General features: G+C 61.3%; 18 protein-coding genes and 1 pseudogene. 4 read left to right on the forward strand and 15 right to left on the reverse strand.

What is annotated here, in order from left to right; all coding sequences use genetic code 11:
* Positions 1-316 precede the first annotated feature (316 nt).
* From C5L12_RS24570 to C5L12_RS24580, 3 genes are all read right to left on the reverse strand, one after another.
* Positions 317-946, reverse strand: a complete 630-nt coding sequence (locus tag C5L12_RS24570; RefSeq protein WP_105374688.1) for a glutathione S-transferase family protein — start codon at positions 944-946, stop codon at positions 317-319.
* 116 nt (positions 947-1,062) lie between these two features.
* Entirely contained in the window at positions 1,063-4,176 is a 3,114-nt protein-coding gene (locus tag C5L12_RS24575; RefSeq protein WP_105374689.1) for an efflux RND transporter permease subunit, read from the reverse strand.
* Positions 4,176-5,285, reverse strand: coding sequence for an efflux RND transporter periplasmic adaptor subunit (locus C5L12_RS24580; RefSeq protein WP_105374690.1), 1,110 nt, complete (start codon positions 5,283-5,285; stop codon positions 4,176-4,178). The genes C5L12_RS24575 and C5L12_RS24580 overlap by 1 nt, the downstream gene beginning before the upstream one ends.
* Positions 5,286-5,383: 98 nt before the next feature.
* Between C5L12_RS24580 and C5L12_RS24585 the strand changes: the two genes are divergently transcribed.
* Entirely contained in the window at positions 5,384-5,971 is a 588-nt protein-coding gene (locus C5L12_RS24585; protein ID WP_105374691.1) for a TetR/AcrR family transcriptional regulator, read from the forward strand.
* Between the two features lie 166 nt (positions 5,972-6,137).
* A complete protein-coding gene (fabF, locus tag C5L12_RS24590; protein ID WP_105374692.1) occupies positions 6,138-7,436 on the forward strand; it encodes a beta-ketoacyl-ACP synthase II in 1,299 nt (432 codons plus the stop codon).
* 41 nt (positions 7,437-7,477) lie between these two features.
* On the opposite strand, the pseudogene C5L12_RS24595 reads toward fabF, so the two are convergent.
* The 10 genes and pseudogenes from C5L12_RS24595 to C5L12_RS24640 form a co-directional block, all read right to left on the reverse strand.
* Positions 7,478-7,954 (reverse strand): annotated as a pseudogene (locus C5L12_RS24595) (gluconokinase).
* Positions 7,955-7,976: 22 nt separating this feature from the next.
* Entirely contained in the window at positions 7,977-8,732 is a 756-nt protein-coding gene (locus C5L12_RS24600) for an SDR family oxidoreductase (RefSeq protein ID WP_105374693.1), read from the reverse strand.
* A gap of 67 nt (positions 8,733-8,799) precedes the next feature.
* Positions 8,800-9,831, reverse strand: coding sequence for an L-idonate 5-dehydrogenase (locus C5L12_RS24605; protein WP_105374694.1), 1,032 nt, complete (start codon positions 9,829-9,831; stop codon positions 8,800-8,802).
* 8 nt (positions 9,832-9,839) lie between these two features.
* A complete protein-coding gene (locus C5L12_RS24610; RefSeq protein ID WP_105374695.1) occupies positions 9,840-10,787 on the reverse strand; it encodes a 2-hydroxyacid dehydrogenase in 948 nt (315 codons plus the stop codon).
* Between the two features lie 44 nt (positions 10,788-10,831).
* Positions 10,832-11,602, reverse strand: a complete 771-nt coding sequence (locus C5L12_RS24615) for a LamB/YcsF family protein (protein ID WP_105374696.1) — start codon at positions 11,600-11,602, stop codon at positions 10,832-10,834.
* A gap of 19 nt (positions 11,603-11,621) precedes the next feature.
* A complete protein-coding gene (locus C5L12_RS24620; protein ID WP_105374697.1) occupies positions 11,622-12,026 on the reverse strand; it encodes a hypothetical protein in 405 nt (134 codons plus the stop codon).
* Positions 12,023-13,009 carry a 5-oxoprolinase subunit C family protein gene (locus C5L12_RS24625; protein ID WP_105374698.1) on the reverse strand — a complete coding sequence of 329 codons (987 nt, stop codon included), beginning with the start codon at positions 13,007-13,009 and terminating at the stop codon, positions 12,023-12,025. The genes C5L12_RS24620 and C5L12_RS24625 overlap by 4 nt, the downstream gene beginning before the upstream one ends.
* Complete coding sequence (pxpB, locus tag C5L12_RS24630; RefSeq protein WP_105374699.1) at positions 13,006-13,680, reverse strand: 5-oxoprolinase subunit PxpB; 675 nt, start codon at positions 13,678-13,680, stop codon at positions 13,006-13,008. Before pxpB ends, C5L12_RS24625 begins: the two co-directional genes overlap by 4 nt.
* Entirely contained in the window at positions 13,677-15,050 is a 1,374-nt protein-coding gene (gene accC / locus C5L12_RS24635) for an acetyl-CoA carboxylase biotin carboxylase subunit (protein WP_105374700.1), read from the reverse strand. The genes pxpB and accC overlap by 4 nt, the downstream gene beginning before the upstream one ends.
* Positions 15,047-15,487: an acetyl-CoA carboxylase biotin carboxyl carrier protein gene (locus C5L12_RS24640; protein ID WP_157949112.1), complete on the reverse strand. Its 441-nt coding sequence runs from the start codon at positions 15,485-15,487 to the stop codon at positions 15,047-15,049. Before C5L12_RS24640 ends, accC begins: the two co-directional genes overlap by 4 nt.
* A gap of 256 nt (positions 15,488-15,743) precedes the next feature.
* On the opposite strand from C5L12_RS24640, the gene C5L12_RS24645 reads away from it, so the two are divergent.
* Together C5L12_RS24645 and C5L12_RS24650 are read left to right on the forward strand one after the other, a co-directional pair.
* Positions 15,744-16,949 (forward strand): aspartate transaminase, encoded by a 1,206-nt coding sequence (locus tag C5L12_RS24645; RefSeq protein ID WP_105374702.1) that lies wholly within the window; start codon positions 15,744-15,746, stop codon positions 16,947-16,949.
* A gap of 67 nt (positions 16,950-17,016) precedes the next feature.
* On the forward strand, positions 17,017-17,691 hold the full coding sequence (locus tag C5L12_RS24650) for a 4-carboxy-4-hydroxy-2-oxoadipate aldolase/oxaloacetate decarboxylase (RefSeq protein ID WP_105374703.1): 675 nt from the start codon (positions 17,017-17,019) through the stop codon (positions 17,689-17,691).
* An 83-nt stretch (positions 17,692-17,774) separates the two neighbouring features.
* Here the strand turns inward: C5L12_RS24650 and C5L12_RS24655 are convergent, their stop codons facing one another.
* On the reverse strand, positions 17,775-19,079 hold the full coding sequence (locus tag C5L12_RS24655; RefSeq protein WP_105374704.1) for a TRAP transporter large permease: 1,305 nt from the start codon (positions 19,077-19,079) through the stop codon (positions 17,775-17,777).
* A gap of 48 nt (positions 19,080-19,127) precedes the next feature.
* Positions 19,128-19,721 carry a TRAP transporter small permease subunit gene (locus C5L12_RS24660; protein ID WP_105374705.1) on the reverse strand — a complete coding sequence of 198 codons (594 nt, stop codon included), beginning with the start codon at positions 19,719-19,721 and terminating at the stop codon, positions 19,128-19,130.

The following is a 19,721-nucleotide window of genomic DNA, read 5'->3' on the forward strand; positions in this document are numbered from 1 at the left end:
GATCTCTCCCACGCTTTTGGTTGTTGGCAGCCGTAAGTCTTGGTTTGTTTCCAGGCGGGACCTGCTTTCGATGGTGTCGCAGCACAGGCAACCACGCCGCATCATCGGTTCGTTAGTGACACTCAGTGATCAGCGAACGCAGTTGACCGATACGAATTTGCGTCATCCTGATCAGACCTCTAAATAACTCAAACTCAGGTTACTTACCTCAAACGGATCGATGGTGCGGCGAAGAGGAAAAAGGAGTTTCTTCCTTTGCTGCTTCCTGAATTGCCAATCGCCGCGAGAAAAAGAACCCGAATCATGCGGATTCCCGTTAAAGAGCGAAATTTTCCACCGACAGATTTTCGTCTGATCTCCCTGATGTTCTCCTCACTGATGGGGGCGCATTCAGAGCGCGTTGGAACGCTTCTCTTTCCTCGCCGCAGGCCACGTAATTCTGCAGACGCCTGCTCTGCTTCAGAATGTCCGAATCCTTCAGTGGTCGCAGAACGCTAACCATCATCAGATCGCCAACGCTGAAGTCTTCGCCTTCAAGCCATGTCTTCTCGCCAAGGACCAGGGCGAGTTGTTGAAGCCTCTGCTCAAGATACCCGACACTGCCTGAAGCGACGCATGGCTCGATTGTGTTAACGGCGGCAAACATCCACATGATGGACCGGGAGCGGGCTTCTGGCCCCCCTGGAAGCAGGCCGGCAAAACGCTGTGCTATGTGAAGTACAATGGCGCCCGATTCGAAGAGGGTCAAATCCCCCTCTTGATAAACCGGCATCTGACCGAACGGTTGCAGTTGCATATAGTCGGGGCGACGCATTTCAGAGAAGGTAACATACCTCAAACTATACGGCTGACCGACCTCCTCAAGCGCCCATCTGACGCGTGTGTCGCGGTGGTACCCCCTGCCACCATCAGGAGGATGCCTGAATACTGATACTACAGGGTTCATTGCGGTTTCCTTCTCATCATGACTGCGACGAGACCCGAGTGGGGGCTTGCCCCCCAACGCCGTGCCTGCCTCTAGGGATATATCTCCCGCAGGGGTTCCTGCGGGAGATACCTTGTCTATTCGGCGGCCAATGCGTGCTGAAGTCTGGGGACGTCCGCGCCGGTCGTCGAAGATCCTTCCGCTTTTGGCGGCTTGATGCGAAACCATGCTGCATAGAGTGCAGGCAGGAAGAGCAGGATGATAAACGTCCCGACTGCCGTTCCGCCGATCAGCGTGTAGGCCATCGAACCCCAGAAAACCGAATGCGTCAGGGGAATGAAGGCGAGGACTGCGGCAAGCGCCGTGAGGATGACGGGCCTTGTTCTTTGAACCGTTGCTTCGATCACCGCATGATAGTCATCCAGACCTGCCGCCTTGTTCTCCTTGATCTGCTCGGTCAGGATCAGCGTGTTGCGCATGAGGATGCCCGCCAGACCGATGAGACCCAGGATCGCGTTGAAGCCGAAGGGCTGATTGAAGAGGATGAGCGTCGGCACCACGCCTGCGAGACCGAGCGGGGCTGTCAGCATCACCATCGTCATCGTCGATAGGCTGCGTACCTGAAGGATAATGACGATCAGGGTTGCAGCTATCATGAGCGGGAACACCTTTACCAAGGCCGTATTGGCCTTAAGTGACTCCTCGATATTGCCGCCCATCTCGATGCTATAGCTCGCCGGAAGTGACGCAATGAGAGGTTCGAACGCTTTCATAACCTGCTGGGCGACTTCTGGCGGTTGGGTCGCCTCGTTGATGTCGGACCTCACGGTTACCACAGGCGTTCGGTCACGGCGCTTGAGGATCGGCTCTTCGAAGCGCACCTCCGTGTGGCCGATCTGGTCGAGCGGGATTGTCCGACCCTCTCTCGTGACAAGCGAAAAGTCGGCGAGCCTTGCTGGGTCGAGGCGGATTTCACCCGCGCTTCTGGCCACGACAGGAACATTTCGGATGTTCTCACGGACTTGCGTAACCGGCACACCACTCAGCAGGAGCTGTATTTGCTGGGCAGCCTCGGCACTGGACATGCCAATAAGGTTCAGGCGATCCTGGTCAGGAACGAACCTGACAACAGGTGTGCGGTTACCCCAGTCGCGGTTGGCGTTTCTGACGTCAGGTACCGAAGTCATGAGAGCAAGGGCCTGCTCGGAGATTTTGTACAGCTCTTCGGCGTCCGGCCCCTTGATCCGGAATTCCACAGGAAACGGCGTGTAGGGGCCGAAGACGAGTTGCGTCACACGAACGAATGCTTCGGGCGCCAGCCCTTGCGCAACGGCTTCCCGCAGACGCAGTTTCAGCACCTCGCGCTCATGGGCGTCGGGCGTCAGAACAACGATCTTTGCAAAGGCCGGATCGGGCAGCTCAGGCGCCATTGCAAAGAAGAATCGGGGCGCACCTTGACCGATGTAGCTGGTCGCGATCTTCGTTTCGGGCTGCTGCTTCAGCCAGTCTTCAAGCTTCTTGACCGTGGCTGTCGTCGTTTCGATGCTCGTGCCTTCAGGCATGCGGACTTCGACAAGAACCTCAGGGCGGTCAGAGGTCGGGAAGAACTGCTGCTTCAGCGCACCCATTCCGACAACGGAAAGTGCCATAACGACGCCAACGACAGCGCAGGTCAGGAATTTGTGCTTGACGGTGAATTCGATCGCGCCGCGCAGCCGCCTGTAGTTCGGCGTATCGTAAATCGCATGATGGCCGCCTGCCACAGGCTTGATATAGGGGAGCAGCTTAATGCCGAGATAGGGGGTGAAGATCACCGCGACGAACCAGGATACGATCAGAGCAAAACCGACGATCCAGAAGATATTGCCGGCATATTCACCCGCTGCGGAGGCGGCAAAACCGACCGGCATCAGGCCGATAATGGTCACAAGCGTGCCCGATAGCATAGGCGCCGCAGTGTGGCTCCAGGCATAGGCAGCCGCCCCGATTCGGTCCATGCCCTCTTCCATCTTCACAACCATGACTTCGATGGCGATGATCGCGTCATCCACCAGAAGACCGAGCGCCAGGATCAACGCGCCAAGCGTGATGCGGTCGAAGAAGCGTCCACTCTCCAGCATGATAATGAAGACGACGGCAAGCGTCAGCGGCACGGCGAGTGCAACGACAATGCCCACCCGCCAGCCAAGTGCAATAAGGCTGACGAACAGCACGACGCCCAGAGCCATAGCAAATTTCATCATGAACTCGCCAACGGCCGCATCAATATTGACAGCCTGATCACTCACCTTCGTCAGCGTAATGCCAAGTGGCAGCGATTGCGTGATTTGGCTGGAGCGTTGTTCCAGGGCTTTGCCGAGCTCGAGACCGTTCCAGCCTTGCTGCATGACAACACCGAGCATGATGGTCGGTTCGCCATTGTGGCGAATGAGGTAAGTTGACGGCTCCTGATAGCCGCGACGAACCTCTGCAATGTCCGAAAGTTTTAGCGCGCGCCCCGAGGCGACAATAGGCGTATCGGCGATAGACTGTATGCTGTCATACGCGCCGTCGAAACGGATGAAAACTTGGGGACCCTGCGTGTCGATAGAACCTGCCGGCGTTACCGTGTTACGCCGTTGAAGCGCTGCGGCAACATCCTGCGGAGAGATGCCAAGTGTCGCAAGTTTCTCGTATGAAAACTCGGCGAATATCTGCTCTTGCTGCTCACCCAGAATGTTGATTTTCTTTACGCCTGGCACATGAAGCATGTCCTGCCTGATCTTTTCCGCTTCCCGGACGAGATCGCGCATTGGCATGCCCTGCGCCTTGAGAGCGTAAAGGCCGAAGCTGACGTCAGAATATTCGTCGTTCACGAATGGCCCCAGAACACCCTGCGGCAGGTTTCTGGCTTCATCGCCGAGCTTCTTGCGCGCCTGATAAAATTCTTCGGCGACGGCGCTTGGTGGCGTATTGTCCTTGAGCGTAACGGTAAGATAGGCAAAGCCGGGACGCGTCGTTGTCTCGACACGGTCGTACCATGCCAATTCCTGAATGCGTTTCTCCAGCGGCTCGGCAACGAGATCCTGCATCTCGCGTGCGGTTGCGCCCGGCCAGACAGTCGTGACCGTCAATGTCTTGATGGTAAAGGAGGGGTCTTCCGCGCGGCCTAACTTGACGAAGGCATACGCACCGGCGAGCGACAAGAGAACGATGAAGAAGAGCGTGACGGCACGTTCACGAACGGCCAGAGCGGACAGATTGAAGTTCATCAGTTTGCTGCCTTTTCTGTCTCAAGGCTGGTGCGAACCGACGCTCCATCCTTCAGAAGATGCGCGCCGAGGGCAACAACTGCCTCTCCGGGCTTAACGTTCGTAACGACCACATTCTCTTCGCTCAGCCGTTCGACCTTCACATCACGAAACGTCACGGCAGATGTTTGCTGATCAATGATCCACACGCCTGTGCGCGTACCGTCGTCCAGAAGGGCACCGATCGGCAGTTCGGCGTGGTTCTGTGCATCTCTGTTCTCGATTTCTATAGTGACGGTCGCCCCCAGTGGAGCATTGGCCGCAGCCCCTTCAAGCACCCATCGCGTTTCATAGGTGCGGGTCTGTTGATCGGCAGAATCGGAGATTTGGCGTAAGGTGGCATTTTCCGTGTTGCTTCTGCCATAGATGGACGCAGAAGCTTGCGCACCGATTTCAGGACGCATGGTTTCAGGAAGCCAGACGATGGCTTCGCGAGGACCGGATTTCGCGAGCCGCACTACCGGTTGCCCGGCCGTCACAACCTGGCCGGGTTCACCAAGCGTCTCGACAATCGTTCCGTCTGCATCGGCAACGAGAACTGCATATTTCGCTTCGTTTTCTGCTACATTTGCGTCCGCCTGTGCGGCAGCCAACTGTGCCGTCGCCGTATCCAACAGGGCCTTCGATCGTTCATATTGCTGCGTCGAAGCGGCAGAGGTCTTCACCAGCACGGCGAAGCGTTTCTCATCGGCTTTCGCTTGTACAAATGTCGCCTGTGCTGCAATGACAGCGTTCCGCTTGGCGGTCAGAGCAAGGCGAAGATCGGTCTCGTCAAGCCTCATCAATGGCTGTCCAGCGCTTACCTGCTCCCCGACGTCGACAAAACGTTCAACGATCTTGCCGGGGACACGAAAGCCGAGGTTGCTCTGGACCCGGGCACCAACGGTTCCGGTAAAGCTGCTGCTCGAATTGGCAGGCAGTCGGGCCGTCGCAAGGTTGACAAGTGGCGCCAATGTCCGGGGATCGGCACCCTTTGCCTCGGGTGCCTGCGTCGGAAGCAGCAGTGCCGCGGCTCCGCCTGCGGCCAGCGCCAGCACTGCTGCTGCAGTGACAACAAGTTTCCGTTTCATTTCATCGCCCCTTCTTGACGGCCATTCCAAAAATATTAGATTGCAACCTAACTCTTAAAATAATATAGATGTCAAATGAAATCTAAAATGAGGTCCATATGAGAGTGAGCCGCGCACAGGCAGAAGAAAACAGGGAACGGGTGATCACTGTCGCCAGCCGATTATTTCGAGAGCACGGGTTCGATGGGATCGGCCTGAAAGACCTGATGAAGGGTGCAGGCCTCACCCAGGGTGGATTCTACAAGCAGTTCGCATCGAAGGACGATCTTGCTGCACTGGCTTCGCGGCGCGCGCTTGAGAGTGCGACCCGCCGGTGGTCTGCTGCCGCAGCAGATACGTCAGACCCACTAGAGGCAGTCATCAGGTTCTACCTCTCGAAAGATCATAGCGGCGAGAAGGCAGAAGGATGCCCGCTTGTCGCTCTCGGTTCCGACGCTGCCCGTCAAACTGCCGAAGTTCGGCGCCCGTTTGAGGATGGCATCCGAGCACATTTCGAGGTGCTCGAAGAAATGATCGGCGAGAGCGACGGAACGGCGGTCGCCGACAAGGCCATGGCAATATTGTCCATGATGGTCGGTGCAGTAATGTTGTCCAGGATCATCGAGGATAAAGAATTGTCATCCGGTGTTCTTGATTCAGCCGCAAGTGAAGTCCGGCGCATAGCTGGCCGCGATGTCAGCGCCTAACGGACAGCTTCTTGGTACTGGGCGGCGGTAGGTGCATTTAGCCTAGCCTCAGTCGCCCAAGTATCTGAAAAATAGCGAGAACCGCGTGTCCCACGTTAACGACCGGTTATTCGGTAGGACGCCGGAGGCATGCCTATTTCTAGGATTAAACACAGGTGGAAAACAGATGCGCCGTATCGTTGTAACAGGAATGGGAGCCATCAGCCCCCTGGGAGCAAACGTCGATATCTCCTGGTCGCGACTTCTTGCAGGCCAAAGCGGCATTCGACGACTGGATGACGACGTGGTCGGGGATCTGCCGTCGAAAATTGGAGGCTTGGTCCCTTCTCTGGCTGACGACCCCGAAGGAGGATTTGATCCTGACAGGACCCTGCCCTCGAAGGATCAACGGAAGGTCGACCGCTTCATCATCTTTGCACTGGCAGCGGCTGAAGAGGCGTTGGCGCAGGCACATTGGAAGCCGGCATCGAATGAAGATCGGCTAAGAACCGCGACCATTATCGCGTCCGGTATCGGCGGCTTTCCAGCAATCACCGACGCGGTACGCACCGTCGACCACCGCGGTGTCCGCCGCCTTTCACCATTCACAATTCCGTCTTTCCTCGTCAATCTCGCAGCGGGACAAGTCTCGATCCGCCATGGTTTCAAAGGTCCGCTTGGAGCGCCCGTGACGGCATGTGCCGCTGGGGTTCAGGCGATCGGCGATGCCGCAAGACTGATCAGGTCCAATGAAGCCGACATTGCGGTTTGTGGTGGCACTGAGGCCTGTATGAACATTGTCAGCCTTGGCGGTTTCGCGGCGGCAAGGTCACTATCAACGGGCTTTAACGAGACGCCGGCCAAGGCATCACGTCCCTTCGATACGTTGCGCGACGGCTTCGTCATGGGTGAGGGCGCGGGCATACTCGTTATAGAAGCCCTTAGTCATGCTCTCGCTCGCGGTGCGACCCCGATTGCAGAACTCGTCGGGTACGGCACGACAGCCGATGCTCATCACATCACCTCCGGTCCCGAAGACGGAAGCGGCGCGCGCAGGGCAATGGAAATTGCCATCGCGCAAGCGGGCATTGCCCCTTCTGCGATTGGTCATCTGAACGCGCATGCGACCTCTACACCGGTTGGCGATCTCGGAGAAATCAAGGCTATCAAAAGTGTATTTGGCCAAAGAAAGTCGGTGGCTGTCAGCGGAACCAAGTCTGCGACGGGGCACCTGCTCGGCGCGGCCGGCGGGCTGGAAGCCATCTTCACGATTTTGGCGCTCAAAAACCAGATCGCGCCGCCGTCACTGAACCTGAACACGCCGGATCCGGAAGCGGACGGGATCGATTTTGTCGCAAACGAAGCGCGATCCCTGGACGCTGAATATGCCATATCCAACGGTTTCGGTTTTGGCGGCGTCAATGCCAGCGTTCTTTTCCGACGCTGGGCAAAGACAAGCAACCGCGGGATATCCTCCTTGCGCTAACGCTCGTCGCCACATCCAAAACTCCATGAACCCGAGACCAGCTACCGAGCGTCAAAGAACACAACAATTTGGTCGACAATTGCCTCCAAAGGCTTGGCTACATCAACGGTGATGGCGTCTTCCTCCACGCCGGGCGGCTCCAGCGTGGCGAACTGGCTTTCGATCAGGTCCGTCGGCATGAAATGGCCGGTGCGGGCCGCCATGCGGGTGGCGATCAGGTCCTTTGTGCCAGAAAGGTGCACGAAGACGACCAGCGCACCCTTCCTCGCCCGGATACGGTCGCGATAGCTCCGCTTGAGCGACGGACAGCCGACGATCAAGGTGCTTTCCGCCTCGGCCAGCCGCGAGCCGATCTCGCCGAGCCAGGGCCAGCGGTCCTCGTCGGTCAACGGCTCGCCGCGGCTCACCTTCTCGATATTGGCCTACGGGTGCAGGTCGTCGCCATCGAGATAGATAGCACCGAGGCGCGCGGCCAACGCCGCGCCGACCGCCGACTTGCCGCAGCCGGCGACGCCCATCAGCAGGATGCGCCGAGGTACATCAGAGCGAGGCTGTGATACCACCGTCGACATAGAGCACGTGTCCGTTGACGAAGGAGGAGGCGTTGGAGGCAAGGAAGATGCAGGCGCCCACCAGTTCCTCCACCTTGCCCCAGCGGCCCGCCGGTGTGCGTTTCTCCAGCCAGGCGGAAAAGGCCGGATCGGCAACCAGCGCGGCATTCAGCGGCGTGTCGAAATAGCCTGGCGCAATGGCATTGCATTGCAGCCCGTATTTCGCCCAGTCGGTCGCCATGCCTTTGGTCAGGTTGCCCACGGCGCCCTTTGTGGCGGTATAGGGGGCTATGCCGGGACGGGCGAGAGCGGTCTGCACGCTGGCGATGTTGATGATCTTGCCGGCACCGCGCCCGATCATGTGGCGGGCGACCGCCTGGCCCACATTAAAGACGGTGGAGATATTGGTCTTCAGCAGTCGCTCGAAAGCGTCGGCCGGAAAGTCCTCCAGCGGCGTGCGGTGCTGCATGCCGGCATTGTTGACCAGGATGTCGATCGCACCGACCTCCGCCTCGCAGGCATCGACCGCACGGCGCACGGCCTCGTGATCGGTCGCATCGAAAGCAAGGGTGTGTTTTGCCCCAATCTCCCTTGCGGCTAGGGCCAGCTTGGCCTCGTCGCGGCCGTTGAGGACAACCTCGGCGCCGGCGGCAGCGAGGCCGCGTGCGAGCGCGAGCCCGATGCCCTGGGAGGAGCCGGTGACGAGGGCGCGCTTGCCGGTGAGATCGAAGAGTTGGATGCTCATGGTCTGCTGGTCTCTTTGTTTGCAGTGGCGGCCTGAAGACCGCGTCGGTCTCTTCCTACTATTGCTCTCAGGAAAATGCGATCTGCGTCTTCATGGACTGCCCCTTGTCCGAGGCGATCTCGAATGCCTTGAGGGCATCGGAGAGCGGCAGCATGTGGGTGATCAGCGGCTTCACATCGATCAGGCCGCCTTGCATCAGCGCCACCGCCGTGGCGAATTCCTCATGGAAACGGAAGGAGCCCCGCAGGTCCAGTTCCTTTGCCGTGATCACCATCATCGGCAGGCTCATATCGCCTCCGAGGCCGAGCTGCACGATCGTGCCGCGCGACCTGAGCGCCTGAATGCCGGCGGCCAGGGCCGCTTGTGCGCCAGAGCATTCGTACAGGACGTCGAATGTACCCTTGTTCTGGCTGAAGGGAACAAGTCCGTCGCGATCTTCCGAAAGATCGATCGTCCGATCCGCGCCGACCGCGCGAGCAAAGCCCAGCGCTCGGTCGGACAGATCGGCCGCAACGATTTCTGATGCACCCGCCCGCCTTGCGGCGAGGATGGATAGCGTGCCGATCGGACCGCAGCCGGTGATCAGCACGCGCTTGCCGAGCATCTCTCCAGCGCGACGGGTGGCATGCAGCGTCACCGACAGCGGTTCGGCCATCGCAGCCTCCCCCGCCGAAAGACCCTCAGCCTTCACGCACTGGCTGGCCTTGGCGACGAGCCGCTCACGAAAGGCGCCCTGGATATGCGGAAAGGGCATGGCCGACCCGTAGAAACGCATGTTGAAGCAATGGTTCGGCAGGCCCTTCAGGCAGTAGTCACAGGCTCCGCAGGGCCGCGAAGGCGATACGGCGACGAGATCGCCAACCGCGAGGCCGGATACGCCTTCGCCAAGCACGGCGACATGGCCAGATACCTCATGCCCCAGGATCATCGGTTCCTTCAGCCGCACCGTGCCGAAGCCGCCATGGTTGTAGTAATGCAGGTCCGATCCGCAGATACCGCCGACGGCGAGGCGGATTTCCACCTCGCCCGGCCCCGGCGCTTCAACGGCGTTATCCTCGATACGCAGGTCCTTGGCGGAATGAATGACGATCGATTTCATGGCTTTCCTCACAGAACCGGCGTCGGCAATGGCCGACCGTCGAAATGGGCCGACAGGTTGTCGAAGACCAGCGCGCCCATGGCCTTGCGGGTTTCCACTGTGCCGGAGGCCATGTGCGGCTGCAGCAGCACGTTGTCGAGCGCCAGGAACCGCGGGTCGAGATTGGGTTCCCCCTCGAAGACATCGAGGGCGGCAGAGCCGAGCGTCCGATTTTCCAGCGCATCGAGCAGCGCCTTTTCGTCGATATTGGAAGAGCGCGAGATGTTGATCAGCATGCCCTCGGGACCGAGCGCCTCGATGACCTTGCTGCCGACGATGTGGCGCGTGTCGGCTGATGCGGCCAAGGTCACGAACAGGAAATCCGAGCGGCCGGCGAGTGCGACGGGATCGGCGACGAAGGTCCAGTCCTTCGCATAGTCCTTCGGGCCTACATCGCTATAGGCGATTTCCATGTCGAAGCCTGAAAGGCGCTTGGCGACCTCGAAGCCGATCCGGCCAAGGCCGAGAATGCCGGCGCGCTTGCAATGCACGCGCGACTGCAGCGGATAAAGGCCTTTCCTCGCCCAGTCACCGCTCCTGACCCAGCCCTCGCCGCCGATCATGCCGCGCGCCTGTGCCAGCATCATTGCGACCCCCAGGTCTGCCACGTCCTTGGTCAGGACATCGGGCGTGTTGGTGACGCGAATGCCGCGTTCCCGGGCTGCAGCCAGATCGACGGCATCGAAGCCGACGCCATAGACGCAGATGACTTCAAGCTTCGGCAGCGCCTCGATCATGACCCTGTTGGCACCGAGTTCGCCGCGGGTCGCAATGGCGCGAATATTCGACCCATGCTGGGCCAGAAATGCGACCTTGTCACTCGCTTCGAAATAGCGGTGCATGGTGAAGGTGGCGTTCAGGCGCTCCTCGTCCCAGGCGGGATAGGGGCCGACCTGAAGAATTTCGATCCTGCTCACGGTGTTTTCTCCCAATTTGTCTTGTCGCCGGCAGCAGCCGGAAATCAGCCTTCGCGCAGTTTGGACAGCGCGGTGAATTCGGCACCTTCGGCCGCGAGCGACCGGCGGATTTCTCGCGCCAGTGCGACGGCCCCCGGCGTATCCGAATGCAACAGGATGGAGCGCGCATGCATGTCGATGACCTGACCGTCGACCGCCTCGACCGTGCCCTCGCGAAGAAGGCGCAGAATGCGCGCCATGACGGCGCTCTCGTCCTTGATGACGGCTCCCGGCAGGGAGCGCGGTGCCAGCTGGCGGTCGGCGGTATAGGCCCGGTCGGCGAGAAACAGGCGATGGCATTTCATACCCATGCCCATCGCTTCCTTTTCCAGCGCCGAGCCGGGCAGGACGAGAAAGTGGATATCCGGATCGAAAGAAAAGGTCGCCCTGACCAGAATTTCGGCAATAGCGGGATCGGCCGATGCCTTGTTGCCCAACGCTCCATGGGGATTGAGATGGGTGATGCGGTGTCCGGCGGCCCCGGCGATCGCATGCAACGCTCCGAGCTGGTAGAGGATGTGCATTTCCAGTTCCCGGGCATCCATGACCATGGGACGGCGCCCAAAACCCATGCGGTCGGGATAGCTGACATGGGCGCCCAGGTCGACGCCATGCTCAAGCGCCAGCCGCACTGTGCGGTCCATGATGACGGGATCGCCGGCGTGGTAACCGCAGGCGACATTGGCCGACGTGATGAGCGGCATCAGCGCCGCGTCGTCGGCAATCGTGTAGGGCCCGAAACCCTCGCCGAGGTCCGCATTGATATCGATCCGCATTCCCGCACCTCCCCTGTTGTCAGCCATGCGCTACGAATTCGAAAACAGGCGTGCCGTAACCGACGATTTCGCCTTCTTCCCGCAGCCTCCTGCCGAGCGAGCCCGGTTTTTCCGCGACGACAGCGGTGATGGCCTGGCCGGAGACGACATAAGCGACGGCCTGTCCTGCCCCCATGGTGAGACCTTCGGCCGCGACATCTTCCGGCCGGCCGGGATGGGTGAAGACAAGGCGCCCCATGGACGCGGTCGAGATCGTCTCTGGCTCAGCAACAGCCGGCGCCGGGACCGCGCTCAAGGGCACGGCGGAGGCGGGGTCGAGCCGCATCGAAATACTCGCCCGGCCATCGGAATAGGACAAATGCGACAAGCCGGCAGCGATCATGCGGGCAAGGAGGTCATCGAGGTCGGCCACCGTCAGGCTCATGCGACACCCCATGCTGTTGCCAGGCGGCGCTGGCGACCTACGTCAGCTGCCAGTTGGGCAAGATATGTCTCCGTCTCGTCATGCGCATCGGCTGCGCCTGCCGTGTCGCATTCCACGAAACGCAGCGCATCACCCGGCCGGGCCTGGGCAATCCGCCAAAGGTCCGCATCGATGACCACCCCGATCTTCGGATAACCACCCATGGTGGCGGCATCGGCCAGCTGGATGATCGGCTGTCCGCCGGCCGGCACCTGGACGACGCCGGGCACTACCCCATGCGACCTGAGTTCGCGCGGCCGCGTCAGCGCTAGCTCGGGACCTTCCAGCCGGTAGCCGGCACGGTTGCTCTGCACGGTCACCTTCCAGTCTGCCGACCAGAAGGCGGCACGGGAGGCGTCGTCGTAGTCCGCGTACTCGGCCGCCGGGATGACGCGCACCGCAGTTGTGCTATCGCCTGCCGCCGCAAGCGCCACAGCGGGCGGCACCGTCCCGACCCCTGCATGAGGAAGCCTGACGTCATTACCCACGGCGGCTATGCGATCACCCTTTGCCAGCGCCCGGCCCTCGATGCCCCCGAAGGTCTCGCGCAACTGCGTGCTGCGCGAGTCAAGCACTTCCGGTACGTCTATGCCACCGGCAACACAGAGATAGACGCGGCATCCGGAACGAGGCGCATTGAGCGTGAGCACATCCTCCGCCTTTGCGCGGGTGGCCCAAAAGGGCGGCAATGGCCGGTCGCCGAGCATGGCGCCGCAATCCGCCCCCGTCAGTGAAAAATTCAGGTCGGAATTGAAGCGCAGGCGCAGCGGCAGGATCGGGATCTCAAGCCCGGCGGCGCCACGGTCATTACCCAGCAACAGGTTGCCAATGGCGAGCGCCAGCCTGTCCATCGCCCCGGACCGGCAGACGCCATAGCGATAGAAGCCGCTGCGGCCGAGATCCTGGATAGTGACTAGCGAAGGCGTGGAAAGGATCTCGATCATGCGATGACGCGCTCCGCCTTGAACCGGACGACATCGCCTGGCTTCATCAAGGCCGGCGGCAGCCGTTTCGGGTCGAAAAAGCTGATCTCGGCACGGCCGATCGTGTGCCAGCCGCTCGGTCCGGCGGAGGCCGAAACGCCGGTCTGCATGCCGGCAAGCGAGAGGGAGCCGCCGGGAATGCTAACCAGCGGCACCTTGCGACGGGGCATGAACAGACGCGCATCGAGACCGCCAAGATAGCAATAGCCGGCATGGCTGCCGACGGCATAGACGGTGTAATCTGGCTCGGTGTGGATGCGTACGACCTCGGCGACGGACAAGCCCGCGCCTTCCGCCACGTCGTGCAGATGGGGACCCCCCTCGCCGCCGTAGACGATGGACAATTCCAGCACGGTCGGCTCCACATGCTTTTCGTCGCCGATATCCCAGGCGTCACGGAGCAGCGTTTCGAAGACGCCGATATCTCGGGGCGGCCGGGCTAGGATCAGCATCAGGTTGGTCATGCCGGGCACCGCCTCGACGACCATGTCCCAGGTTGCGGCGGCATCCGCCAGCGCCCAGATGCGCCTCTGATGCTGGATATCGAATGCGCCCGGCGCTTCGAATAGGATGGCGCTGGACCCAAGCGGTGTGATACGCGGCTCTTCCAGGCTGGCGGCGGAAGCGCTCATGCGATGCCCCTCTTCTCCAGCAGCTTTTCCAGATGGTGAATGTCGACGCCCCCCGCGACAAAGCCCGGATCGCACAGCAGTTCCGCATGCAGCGGCGCGTTGCAGGCGGGTCCGGCGATGACAAGCTCCGACAGGGCAAGCCGCATGCGCGCCAGGGCCTCTGCCCGCGTCGCGCCATGCACGATCAGCTTGGCGATCATGGAATCGTAACTCGACGGGATGACGTAGCCGCGCGTCACATGGGTATCGACCCGCACACCAGGCCCGCCGGGCAGCACCAGATCTTCAATAAGGCCCGGCCGCGGCGCGAAGGTGAAAGGATCCTCCGCATTGATCCGGCATTCTAGTGCATGGCCCGAGATGCCGATATCCCGCTGCCGGAGGCCCAGCGGCTCGCCGCCTGCAATGCGCAACTGGGCCGCGACGATGTCGATGCCCGTGACCATTTCCGTGACCGGATGCTCGACCTGGACGCGGGTGTTCATCTCGATGAAATAGAAGGCCCCGTCCTCGAAAAGGAACTCGAAGGTGCCAGCGCCGATATAGCCGATACGCCGGCACGCTTCAGCACAGCGCTCCCCGATCGCGGCAATTGCGGAACGGTCAATATCAGGCGCCGGCGCTTCTTCAATCACCTTCTGGTGCCGGCGCTGCAGCGAGCAGTCGCGGTCGCTGAGCCAAACGGCCTCGCCATGGCTGTCACACAGTACCTGGATTTCGACATGGCGCGGATGTTCCAGGAACTTCTCGATATAGATATCCGGATTGGCGAAGAAGCGCTGTGCTTCTTCCCGCGTGACCTGCACCGCCTTGAATAGTTCCGCCTGCGAACGAACGATCCGCATGCCGCGCCCGCCGCCGCCGCCCGCCGCCTTCAGGATGACGGGGTAACCGATATCGGCAGCGATTCGCGCGGTCTCGGCCTCATCCTCCCCCAGGGCACCGCCGGAGCCCGGCACGCAGGGCACGCCAGCGGCGAGCATCGCCCTCTTCGCGGCGACCTTGTTTCCCATGACGCGGATCGCCTCGGCCGGCGGTCCGATGAAGACGCGCCCGGACGCATGCACCGCTTGGGCGAAATCGACATTTTCAGAGAGGAAGCCGTAGCCGGGGTGGATCGCTTCCGCGCCCGTCAACTCCGCGGCCGTGAGGATCGCCTCGATATTGAGATAGCTTTTGGCTGCGGGTGCCGGGCCGATGCAGATGGCGGCATCTGCGCTCTGCAGATAGGGCGCGTGTCGGTCGGACTCTGAATAGGCGCAGACAGAGCGCAGGCCAAGGGTTCGGCAGGCGCGCTGGATGCGCAACGCGATCTCGCCGCGATTGGCGATCAGGACGCTGGAGAAAGGCAGGGCATGCGGACGTGTCATGATGCGCTGGCCTCGATCACGAAAATCGGCTGCCCCATTGTTACCTCGCCGCCGGCCTTGACCAGGATTTCGGCGATAACGCCGTCGCGCGGCGCTTCCACGGTAGTGAAGACCTTCATCGCCTCTATCAGGCACAGCGTGTCGCCAGCCTGCACGGGACGCCCGGGTTCGACGAAATCGGGTTCGTCGGGCGACGGCGAGAGATGGACGATCCCGAAGATCGGCGCGTCGACTGTCTGCTTGGACGGGGAGACCCGTGGTGGCGCTGCAGCCGCTGGGACCATGTCGCCTGAGGCCTGCGGCGCGGGAGACGGCTGAACGATGCCGGAGCCAGCCTTGACCAGCCGGATATGTTGGTCTCCGTCGGTGAATTCCAGCTCGGCGAGCGGCGAGGCCGCCATCCACTGCATCACGGTCTTGAGTCTTTCGATATCCATCGGAACCTGCGCTTCTGCCGGGCCTGCCGGACAGCGCTCGATGGCACTGCGAGACGAGGCAAGACTGGCAAAAACGCTATCATAACGGTTCGATGATGGGGTCAGACCGGTTTTTAATGATGGGTCCGGCCGCTTGTCCATTGGCCGGGACTATTACGCCAGACCGATTCCGTCTTAGCCCTGCCTTCCCGCCCATCTTATGATTCCCCTGCTCTTTTCACAGCCAGAAGCCGCAAAACCGGCAAGCAGGTGATCCATGTCCGACTTCCAGCCCGCAGCGCGTGTCGAGCGCATCAAGCCTTCTCCGAGCACCGCAGCCGCAGCCCGAGCGAGGGAATTGAAAGCCGAAGGCCGTGATATCGTCGACATGACCGTCGGCGAGCCGGATTTCGATACCCCCGACGCCATCAAGGAAGCGGGCATTGTCGCCATCCGCGCCGGCGACACCAAGTATACGCCGGTCAACGGCACGCTGGCTCTGCGCCGAGCGATCGCCGGCCGGCTGCAGCGCCATACGGGCCACGCCTATCCGCTCGACGCAATCACGGCCGGCGGCGGCGGCAAGCAGATCATCTTCCTGGCGCTGATGGCATCAGTAGACAACCAGGCCGAGGTCATCATTCCCGCGCCCTACTGGGTCTCCTATCCCGATATGGTGCTGGCCAATGAAGGCAAGCCCGTCATCGTCACCTGCCCCGAGGCGGACGGCTTCAAGCTGAAACCGGAAGCCCTCGAGGCAGCGATCACTCCGAGAACCCGGTGGCTGATTCTCAACGCGCCTTCCAATCCGACCGGCGCCACTTATTCCCGCGCGGAACTTGAGGCGCTGGCCGCGGTGCTTCAGCGCCATCCCCATGTCTGGGTTTTGACCGACGAAATCTATGACGAGATCTGGTTCGGCGAAGGCAAGGCCGTCAGCCTGGTCGAGGCCGCCCCCAGCCTTGTTGACCGCATCTTCCTAGTGAACGGCGTATCGAAAAGCTACGCCATGACCGGCTGGCGCATCGGCTATGGAGCCGGCCCCGCCCCGCTGGTAGCGGCGGTCAACAAGCTCCAGTCGCAGATTTCGTCCTGCCCGTCCTCCATCAGCCAGGCAGCGGCCGCGGCCGCACTCGACGGCGACCAGGCTTTCATTATCGACAGCGTCGCGGCCTATCGCCGCCGCCGGGACATCGCGGTCGAACGCCTGAATGCGATCGACGGTATTTCCTGCACGGCTCCGGAAGGTGCATTCTATCTCTTCGTCAACTGCGCCGGCCTGATTGGCAAGACCGCCCCCGACGGGCGAAAGATCACCAACGACCTCGACTTCGTGCTCTACCTGCTCGACTGCGGGGTCGCGGCCATCCAGGGCGCCGCCTATGGCCTTTCACCCTATTTCCGGCTGTCGATCGCCACGTCGGAGGCGCAGATCGAAAAGGCCTGCGCCTTGATCGCCAAGGCCTGCGCAGCCCTGTCCTGAGACCGCCGGAACATCGAACCAATCTTGGGGACCGGATGACCGGTCCCTTTTCACAAGGAGGAAAGCCATGGTCCACGTCCGGACAAAAATCGAACGCGCGTCGCCGGAAAGCGTCGCCGCCCTGTCGCGGCACAGCGTCGCCACCATCCACGAGGCACAGGGACGTCTCGGCGCACTGAGCTCCCGCATAAAGCCTGTCGACCGCGCGATGTCCTTCTGTGGCACCGCCTTCACGGTGAAATGCGCGCCACGTGACAACATCATGCTCCAGGTCGCTATCCACTACGCCAAGGCCGGCGACGTGATCGTGGTGTCGGCCGGGGAATATGAGGAGGCCGGGTCCTTCGGCGACGTGCTTGCCAATGCCTGCCTGGCAAAAGGCATCGAGGCGGTTGTGACCGACACGGGCGTCCGCGACACTGCCGACCTGATCAAGCTCGGCCTGCCGGTGTTTTCGCTCAGCGTCTGCGTCAAGGGAACCGTCAAGGAGACGCTTGGCCAGATCAATGCCGATATCGTCGTCGGTGACGAGTTGATTCGTCCGGGCGATGTGGTGCGCGGCGATGCCGATGGCGTCGTCGTCATCCGTCGCGAAGATGCCGCCGCCGTCGCAGTCAAGTCGCAGCAGCGCGAAGAAGCGGAAGCTGGCTACATCGCCGCCTACAAGGCCGGCAATACCGTGATCGAGGTGAGCAATCTCGCCGGGGTGCTCGCCGCCAAGGGCCTGACCACAGACGAGTGAACCTTCACCGTTTCCACCTTGTGGAATGAATAAGGGGCGGGTCATGGACTTGCCCCTTCCGCTTGCCGAATGCGTGGACAACTTTAATTCAGGATCAGGTCCGGGAGGAAGGTTACAACTTCGGGAAATAGCGCCAGGAACACCACGAAACCCATCATGATCAGCAGATAGGGCATGGTCACGCGGGCGATGTAGCCCGTTCCGCGTCCGGTTATGTTCTGGATCACCGCGAAATTGAAGGCCACCGGAGGCGTGATCTGTGCCATCTCGACCACCAACACAATGAAGATGCCGAACCAGACCTTATCGAAACCGGCCTGCTCGACAATCGGCAGGACGACCGGCAGGGTCGTGGCGATCATCGAGAAGCCTTCGAGCGCCGTGCCGAGGATCAGGTAAAGCACCATGAGCGCGATGATCAGGGTGATGGGCGACAATTCCCAGGCCGAGACGGTCGCCGCGACCACATCGGGGATGCCCAGCGTGGCGCTGACATTGCCGAGCACCGTCGCACCGAGAATGATCATGCCCATCACGGAACAGGTCTGCACCGCGCCGAGCGCGATATCGCGCAGGACTTTTGCAGACAGCGCATCCTGTGCCCAGGAGAGAGCGAAGGCACCGAGCACGCCGAGGGCCGCCGCCTCCGTCGGCGTGGCTAACCCGCCATACATTGACCCTAGCACACACAGGATCAGGAACAGGGCCGGCCACAGCTCCTTCAACGCGCCGATTCGCTGTGAAAGCGGCATATGACGCAGGGCTCGCTCGCTTTCCGGCACCATGTCCTTGCGAAGGGTCGTGTGGATCATGATCCAGGCACCGAACGTCCCCGCCAGCAGGATACCGGGAATGAACCCCGCCGTGAACAGCCGCAGGACAGATTCTTCCGCCAGCACGCCGTAAATGATCATAACCGTCGAGGGTGGAATGAGAAATCCGAGCGTGCCGGCCCCGGCCAGACTGCCGATGGCGATATCCGGCGAGTAGCCGCGACGCAGCAATTCGGTCAGCGTCATGCGGCCGACCACCTGCGTGGTCGCCGCAGACGAACCCGAAATGGCGGCGAAAATCGAGCATCCGATGATATTCACATGCAGGAGCCGGCCCGGCAGCAGTCCGGCCCAGGGCGCGAGCCCGGCAAACAATGCCTTGGAGAGCTTTGTACGGAACAGGAACTCGCCCATCAGGACGAAGAGCGGGAGCGCGACGAGATCTGGCGTCGTCAAGATGTTGAATGCATATTGCGGCAACAGCCGACCCATCGGCGCCGTCATGAAGAGAAAGCCGAGGCCGAGCGCCGTCGCCAGGAGCGCGATACCGATCCATCCGCCGATGGCCAGGAATCCGAACAGAAATCCGAACAGGCTTCCCATAACAGCAGTCATGTCAAAATTCTCCATCTGGCCGCGCCTGGAAAGGCTGCGGCATGGGGCCTATCCTTCGATGGCGGTGGCAGCACCGAGATCCGGACGGTCGACGGCATGGCCGGCCAGGCATGTCAGCGTCCGCGCGACCATTTGCGCGGCAAGAATGATGGCGCCCAGCGCCAGAACCGCCTGCGGTATCCAAAGCGGTGTCAGGCTGTCCTGCGACACCTCGCCGAAGCGGTAGGTCCTGAGCGTGAATTCTACCAGCGTATAGGCCATGAAGGCTGAAACGGCGGAGCCCAGCGCACTGGAAATGCCTTCCAGCACTCGGGCATATCGGCCATGGCCTGCACGCATCAGCATCTCGACCCTGATCTGCAGGCCGGCCCGAAGGGTCATGCCGGCACCCAGTAGGAAGGAGGCGCCCATCAGATAGGCGCTGTATTCCCAACCCACGTGAATGCTATTTGGCATGGTGGGAATGATCTTCGACAGCAAGGCAACTGCAATCTCAGCCAAGACAAGGAAGGTCAAGGCGACGATGCATGCGGCCGCGAGCAGGGCGCCGGCAACGGAGAGGTGATCGGCCGCGCGTTGAAGCGCGACCACCAGTCCATTTTCGCGCCCCGTCCCGCTTGCGGGAGCTGGCGTCTGTGCCAT

It is taken from the genome of Neorhizobium huautlense (assembly GCF_002968575.1).
In the GTDB taxonomy this organism is placed as follows: Bacteria; Pseudomonadota; Alphaproteobacteria; order Rhizobiales; family Rhizobiaceae; genus Neorhizobium; species Neorhizobium huautlense.

Bases quoted from the DNA above. Each gene is read 5' to 3' on its own strand.
- C5L12_RS24570 (WP_105374688.1), bottom strand. From the start codon at position 946: ATGAACCCTGTAGTATCAGTATTCAGGCATCCTCCTGATGGTGGCAGG.
- C5L12_RS24575 (WP_105374689.1), bottom strand. From the start codon at position 4,176: ATGAACTTCAATCTGTCCGCTCTGGCCGTTCGTGAACGTGCCGTCACG.
- C5L12_RS24580 (WP_105374690.1), bottom strand. From the start codon at position 5,285: ATGAAACGGAAACTTGTTGTCACTGCAGCAGCAGTGCTGGCGCTGGCC.
- C5L12_RS24585 (WP_105374691.1), top strand. From the start codon at position 5,384: ATGAGAGTGAGCCGCGCACAGGCAGAAGAAAACAGGGAACGGGTGATC.
- fabF (WP_105374692.1), top strand. From the start codon at position 6,138: ATGCGCCGTATCGTTGTAACAGGAATGGGAGCCATCAGCCCCCTGGGA.
- C5L12_RS24600 (WP_105374693.1), bottom strand. From the start codon at position 8,732: ATGAGCATCCAACTCTTCGATCTCACCGGCAAGCGCGCCCTCGTCACC.
- C5L12_RS24605 (WP_105374694.1), bottom strand. From the start codon at position 9,831: ATGAAATCGATCGTCATTCATTCCGCCAAGGACCTGCGTATCGAGGAT.
- C5L12_RS24615 (WP_105374696.1), bottom strand. From the start codon at position 11,602: ATGCGGATCGATATCAATGCGGACCTCGGCGAGGGTTTCGGGCCCTAC.
- C5L12_RS24620 (WP_105374697.1), bottom strand. From the start codon at position 12,026: ATGAGCCTGACGGTGGCCGACCTCGATGACCTCCTTGCCCGCATGATC.
- C5L12_RS24625 (WP_105374698.1), bottom strand. From the start codon at position 13,009: ATGATCGAGATCCTTTCCACGCCTTCGCTAGTCACTATCCAGGATCTC.
- pxpB (WP_105374699.1), bottom strand. From the start codon at position 13,680: ATGAGCGCTTCCGCCGCCAGCCTGGAAGAGCCGCGTATCACACCGCTT.
- accC (WP_105374700.1), bottom strand. From the start codon at position 15,050: ATGACACGTCCGCATGCCCTGCCTTTCTCCAGCGTCCTGATCGCCAAT.
- C5L12_RS24640 (WP_157949112.1), bottom strand. From the start codon at position 15,487: ATGGATATCGAAAGACTCAAGACCGTGATGCAGTGGATGGCGGCCTCG.
- C5L12_RS24645 (WP_105374702.1), top strand. From the start codon at position 15,744: ATGTCCGACTTCCAGCCCGCAGCGCGTGTCGAGCGCATCAAGCCTTCT.
- C5L12_RS24650 (WP_105374703.1), top strand. From the start codon at position 17,017: ATGGTCCACGTCCGGACAAAAATCGAACGCGCGTCGCCGGAAAGCGTC.
- C5L12_RS24655 (WP_105374704.1), bottom strand. From the start codon at position 19,079: ATGACTGCTGTTATGGGAAGCCTGTTCGGATTTCTGTTCGGATTCCTG.
- C5L12_RS24660 (WP_105374705.1), bottom strand. From the start codon at position 19,721: ATGGCACAGACGCCAGCTCCCGCAAGCGGGACGGGGCGCGAAAATGGA.